A 5245-nucleotide genomic window follows, 5' to 3' on the forward strand; every position below is an offset into this window, starting at 1 on the left:
TCTGAGATCCTCGGCAAAAACAGGCTGCTGCTGCAAGAGCAGGTTAAGACAGATCCTCTCTACCTCACGCTCCGCCTCGTTTATCTTGGCGTCAAACTCCACCGTTTCACGGGCAAGCTTTGTATCCTGCTCTTCAAGAGATTTTATTGACATTGCGATTATCTGCTCTGTCATTGCTGCCATAGAAAGCAGCTTTTTGTTAAGCTCGCTGAGCTTATTGTCAAAATTCGCACGCATAGATATTTCTTCCTTTCACCTATATTTCCAAAGCGTTTATCCGAAACGTCCTGTGATATACTCGAGAGTTTTCTGTTCCTTAGGATTGGAGAAGATACGCTGAGTTTCGTCGAACTCGACTATCTCGCCATGGAGGAAAAAGGCTGTTTTATCGGATATACGGGTCGCCTGCTGCATATTATGGGTGACGATAACGATAGTGTAATTCTTTTTAAGCTCTGTGGCAAGCTCCTCTATTTTGATAGTGGAGATAGGGTCAAGGGCTGATGTAGGCTCGTCCATGAGGAGCACCTCCGGCTTTACGGCGAGTGCTCTGGCGATACAGATACGCTGCTGCTGTCCGCCTGACATACCCAGGGCTGACTTTTTAAGTCTGTCCTTTGTTTCGTCCCACACGGAAGCCTGACGGAGAGTTGTTTCGACTATCTCGTCAAGGTCGGCTTTTTTCTTTATGCCGTGAGTTCTTGGGCCGTATGCGATATTATCATATATGGACATCGGGAAGAGGTTTGGTTTCTGGAAAACCATTCCCACACGCTTTCTAAGCTCGGTTATTTCCATATCTTTATAGATATTCTCCCCGTCAAGGGTAAAATCGCCTGTTATCTTACAGCCCTCTACAAGGTCGTTCATACGGTTGAGGGATTTAAGAAGAGTAGATTTTCCGCAGCCTGAAGGGCCTATGAATGCGGTTATCTCCTTTTCGGCTATGGACAAGTTTATATTTTTGAGAGCCTGAAAATCTCCATAAAAGAGATCGCAGTTTTTCACCTGCAGTTTTGGCTGTGTCATTTATCAGTTTCCTCCTTTGGAAAGCTTTCTGGCAACAAGGGACGCAAGTCCGTTAAGAAGCAGAACTACTGCCAGCAGGACAACTGCTGTAGCGCTTGCTTCGTTCATATAAAGTCCCTCGTTTGAAAGTGAATACATATGGATAGAAAGGGTACGTCCTGAGTCTGTAAGGCCTGCATACTTGGCGATAGTTCCTGCGGTATAGATAAGAGCGGCTGTTTCGCCGAAAATTCTTCCCATTGCAAGGATAACGCCTGAGAGGATACCGCTTATTGCAGGAGGCAGAACGATAACGAAGATAGTTCTGAGCTTTCCTGCACCAAGTCCGTAGCTGCCCTCACGGAAGCTGTCGTCGACAGATTTCAGCGCTTCCTCGGTAGAACGGATTATGAGCGGAAGCACCATTATCGCCAATGTGCAAGCGCCTGAGAGCATTGAGAGCTTCCAGTTAAGGGCAAGCACAAAGAACATATTTCCGAAAAGTCCGTACACTATGGACGGGATACCTGAGAGTGTTTCTGTAGTAAGTCTTATGACTCTGACGAATTTATTGCCTTTCTTTGCATACTCAACGAGATATATTGCGCAGAATATGCCCAGAGGTGCGGCTATTGCCAGGGACACCAGAAGCATTTCAAAGGTGTTCACGATAGCGGGGAGCATTGACACGTTTTCGGTGGTATAGGTCTTTGCGAAGAGGGACGGTTTCAGATAAGGAACGCCCTTTATCACCACATAGCCCACGATAAGAACGAACACGCTTATGGTAAGCACAACTGCTATTTTGGTTAGGATATTAAACACCAATGACATGGGGTGTGTTTTATAGGTTTTCATTCTGTCTGACATTTTTATCACCCTTTATCCTTTCTGTTTGTGACAAGGTTAAAGCAAAGGTTCAGAAGAAGAATGAACACGAACAGCACAACGCCTGTTCCGATAAGGGCGTCATAGTGAAGTCCTTCGGCATAGCTCATTTCTATTACGATATTGCCTGTGAGGGTACGGACGCTGTCCAGGAGGGAGTGTGGAATGATAGTGGAGTTTCCTGCTATCATGATAACTGCCATTGTTTCGCCTATTGCTCTGCCCACTGCAAGGATAACGCTTGCCAGTATGCCTGACTTTGCGGCAGGGAAAACGACTGTTGCAACCGCTCTTTCGTGTGTTGCGCCAAGGGCGACTGCGCCCTCATAGTAACTGTCAGGAACGGCTTTAAGTGCGCTCACGCTCATGCCCACGATAGTAGGAAGTATCATGATACCAAGGATAATGGAAACTGTAAGCACGCTGTTTCCTGTTCCGCCGAAAAGGTTTCTTATGATAGGAACTACAACTACCATGCCGAAAAAGCCGTATACAATGGACGGTATGCCTGCAAGAAGATTTATTGGAGGCATGAGCCACTTGAAAAGCTTTTTAGGACAGAATTTTGCCATAAATATCGCTGTTAAAAGTCCAATCGGCACACCAATTATTATTGCTCCTGCGGTGCAGTAGAGAGAGCCGACTATCATAGGGAAGATACCATATGAAGCAGGGACGTTTCTAGGACTCCAGTCTGTTCCGAAGAGGAAGTTTCCCACGCCTATTTTTGCGATCGCAGGACAGCCTTTAGCGAACATGAAGATACATATTACTATTACTGCCGCAACTGAAACGCAGGCGCAAAGGAAAAACAATGCTTTCATCGCTTTCTCAAGCAGGTGGGAACTTTGTTTTGCTGTTGGCTTCTGAGCGGCTGTATTCGCTGACACCGCTGTGTTTTCCGTCAACGTAATTATCACCTCTGAAAATTTTTCACTTGTTTTTTGCTCAGACAAAGGGGGCGACAATTTGCTGTGCCGCCCAAAGTTTTGTCTTGTGCAAATCTTTATGGAGAATTAACTTGATAGCTTATTTGCTTTCGTCAGACCATGTTGTCTTTGAGCCTGTATAGATAGCCTTTATCTCGTCCATTGTGATATCTTCAACTGCGTTATCCTTATTTACGATAACTGCGATAGCGTCCTGAGCGATAGTTACAGACTTGATACCCTGTGAAAGCTCGTCGTCTGAGATATCTCTTGAAGCCATACCGATATCAGATGTGCCGTTGATAGCATCCTTGATACCTGTTGATGAGTCTGACTGCTGAACGTCTACTGTTACGTTTGTGTTTGCCTTCTGATATGCTTCTGCAAGCTTTTCCATAACCGGTGTTACTGATGATGAACCGCTGACTACTACCTTACCGGAAGCGTTGTTTGAAGCGTAAGCTGCTGCGCTCTTGTCGATCTTTATGTAGCCTGCCTTTTCGATGATATCCTGACCATCTGAGCTGAGGATATAGTTCTCAAAGTCCTGAGCGGCGTCTGAAAGTCCGTCTTTAACAGCGATATTGAAAGGTCTTACTATTTTATAGTCGCCGCTTTCGATAGTTGCCGTAGAAGGCTCAACACCCTCTACTTTAAGAGCCTTTACTGTATCGTTCAGTGAGCCGAATGAGATATAGCCGATAGCGTTTTTATCTCCTGACACCTGAGTAAGCACAACGTCTGTTGACTTACAGATAAGGGCGTCTTTCTTTGTGTTATCGGTCTTGTTGCCGTTAGAGTCTTTTTCCTCGATACCTGTCAGCTCGATGAATGCGCCTCTTGTTCCTGAGCCGTCCTCACGGGAGATAACTGTGATCTTATCTGAGCTTCCTCCGCAGCTTGCGAGCATTGTGGCTGCAAGTGCAACTGATGTAAAGATCGCTGCCAGTTTTGATGTTCTTGTTTTCATGATATAAAACCTCTTTCTTATACTTGCCCTTTGGGCTTTTTGATTTGCACCTTTTCTCTCTGCACCCTGTGTGCAGGTCTTCATGTTATTTCTATTCAGGTGATATACTTATGATACATCAGCATTGTAAAATCAGTAACCGAAGTAAAGTAAAGTCATTGTAAGATGTTTGCAAAGGAATTTACACACAAAAACGGGCTTTACACTGCTATGCACAATGTAAAATACTTTTGTATAAACAAAAAGTGCGTTCTCACAAGGAAAACGCACTTTGTAAAATCGGTGATATTCTATTTAAAATCAGTAGCTCTGTACAAGTACAACTGAGCCGTCTGCCTTATTATATGCGGCGCTGTAGCCATGACCGTCTTCTGTAAAGACGTAATAGTACATGAAGCCTGCGTCCTCAGTTCTGTATTCATATGAAGACACCTTGCCGTCTATCTGAGCTGTGATAGCGGCGACAGCCTTTGCAGAATCTCCGCTCTCGGCTGATGTAGTTGTTGTAGTTTCGTCAGGCTTTGAGTCTGCTGTAGTTGTGGTAGTTGTTGTAGTTTCTGTATCTGAGGCAGTTGTTGTGGTAGTTGTCGTTGTTTCTGTATCAGGTGCAGAGGTTTCGGTGGCTGGTGTTGAGCTTTCGTCAGCCGGCTGTGAGGTAGTGGTATTTGTGTCAGCAGAAACTGCACTGCTCTCGGTATCGACGAACACGCCTCCCTTACTGTCGTCATCAGCGGCAACAGTTGTTTTTGGCTTTGTAGTAGTAGTGGTCTTATTATTTGTTCCGCCAAAGCCGAAGATCTTATAGCCTGCAACTATAGCAAGAATGACCACCACAAGTATACCCACTGTGATAGTGGCAGTAATTGCAAAGAGCTTCTTTCTGGAAGCGTCATCGTTATCCTCTGTATCATCATCGGAATAATCGTTTTCATCGTCAGAATAATCGCCATTATCATAATTATCCTGATAATTCTCAGAGCCGTCATTATTATCATGGCTATCAGCTATTGGTGTGGAGAAAAACTCTGTAGGCTCTTCCGGCTGTTTAGGCACAGAAAAGGCTCTTGTTTTCTCTTCATACTCCTGTGCCTCCTGCTTTGTGAACACTCTTGTTCTGTCAGCATCGTCAGCAGAGGTGAAATTCTGCTCCTCCTGCTTGCTATCTTCCGTAACAGGTGTGCTTTCGTCTATAAGCAGGTTATGGCAATACTTACAGAGTATTGCTTCTTCGGATATTTCCTTATGGCAAAAAGGACATTCCTTTGTTTTCATTTTTACTTTCCTCCCGAATATTATCTGTTAAATATAATGATAACACAAACCATTTTAAAAATCAACAGGTTTCACCAAAATATCATCAAATTATACCATTCTTTTAAAAAAGGCTCTTTTATGGACATTATTTTTGATGTTTTCGTATGATATCACGGTATAATTTGTTGAATAATGA

General features: G+C 44.2%; 6 protein-coding genes. All 6 read right to left on the reverse strand.

What is annotated here, in order from left to right:
* Positions 1-237: PhoU domain-containing protein (locus QVO88_RS05895; protein WP_288177817.1), on the reverse strand; the 237-nt coding region annotated here is incomplete at its 3' end.
* 36 nt (positions 238-273) lie between these two features.
* Complete coding sequence (gene pstB, locus QVO88_RS05900) at positions 274-1029, reverse strand: phosphate ABC transporter ATP-binding protein PstB (protein ID WP_022287586.1); 756 nt, start codon at positions 1027-1029, stop codon at positions 274-276.
* A 3-nt stretch (positions 1030-1032) separates the two neighbouring features.
* Positions 1033-1878, reverse strand: coding sequence for a phosphate ABC transporter permease PstA (gene pstA / locus QVO88_RS05905; protein WP_022287587.1), 846 nt, complete (start codon positions 1876-1878; stop codon positions 1033-1035).
* 5 nt (positions 1879-1883) lie between these two features.
* Positions 1884-2720 carry a phosphate ABC transporter permease subunit PstC gene (gene pstC, locus QVO88_RS05910; protein WP_117863169.1) on the reverse strand — a complete coding sequence of 279 codons (837 nt, stop codon included), beginning with the start codon at positions 2718-2720 and terminating at the stop codon, positions 1884-1886.
* Between the two features lie 205 nt (positions 2721-2925).
* Positions 2926-3795 carry a substrate-binding domain-containing protein gene (locus QVO88_RS05915; protein ID WP_022287589.1) on the reverse strand — a complete coding sequence of 290 codons (870 nt, stop codon included), beginning with the start codon at positions 3793-3795 and terminating at the stop codon, positions 2926-2928.
* 300 nt (positions 3796-4095) lie between these two features.
* Positions 4096-5067, reverse strand: a complete 972-nt coding sequence (locus QVO88_RS05920) for a hypothetical protein (RefSeq protein ID WP_022287590.1) — start codon at positions 5065-5067, stop codon at positions 4096-4098.
* Between the last annotated feature and the right edge of the window lie 178 nt (positions 5068-5245).

It is taken from the genome of Ruminococcus sp. CAG:57 (assembly GCF_000435935.1).
Taxonomy (GTDB): domain Bacteria; phylum Bacillota; class Clostridia; order Oscillospirales; family Ruminococcaceae; genus Hominimerdicola; species Hominimerdicola aceti.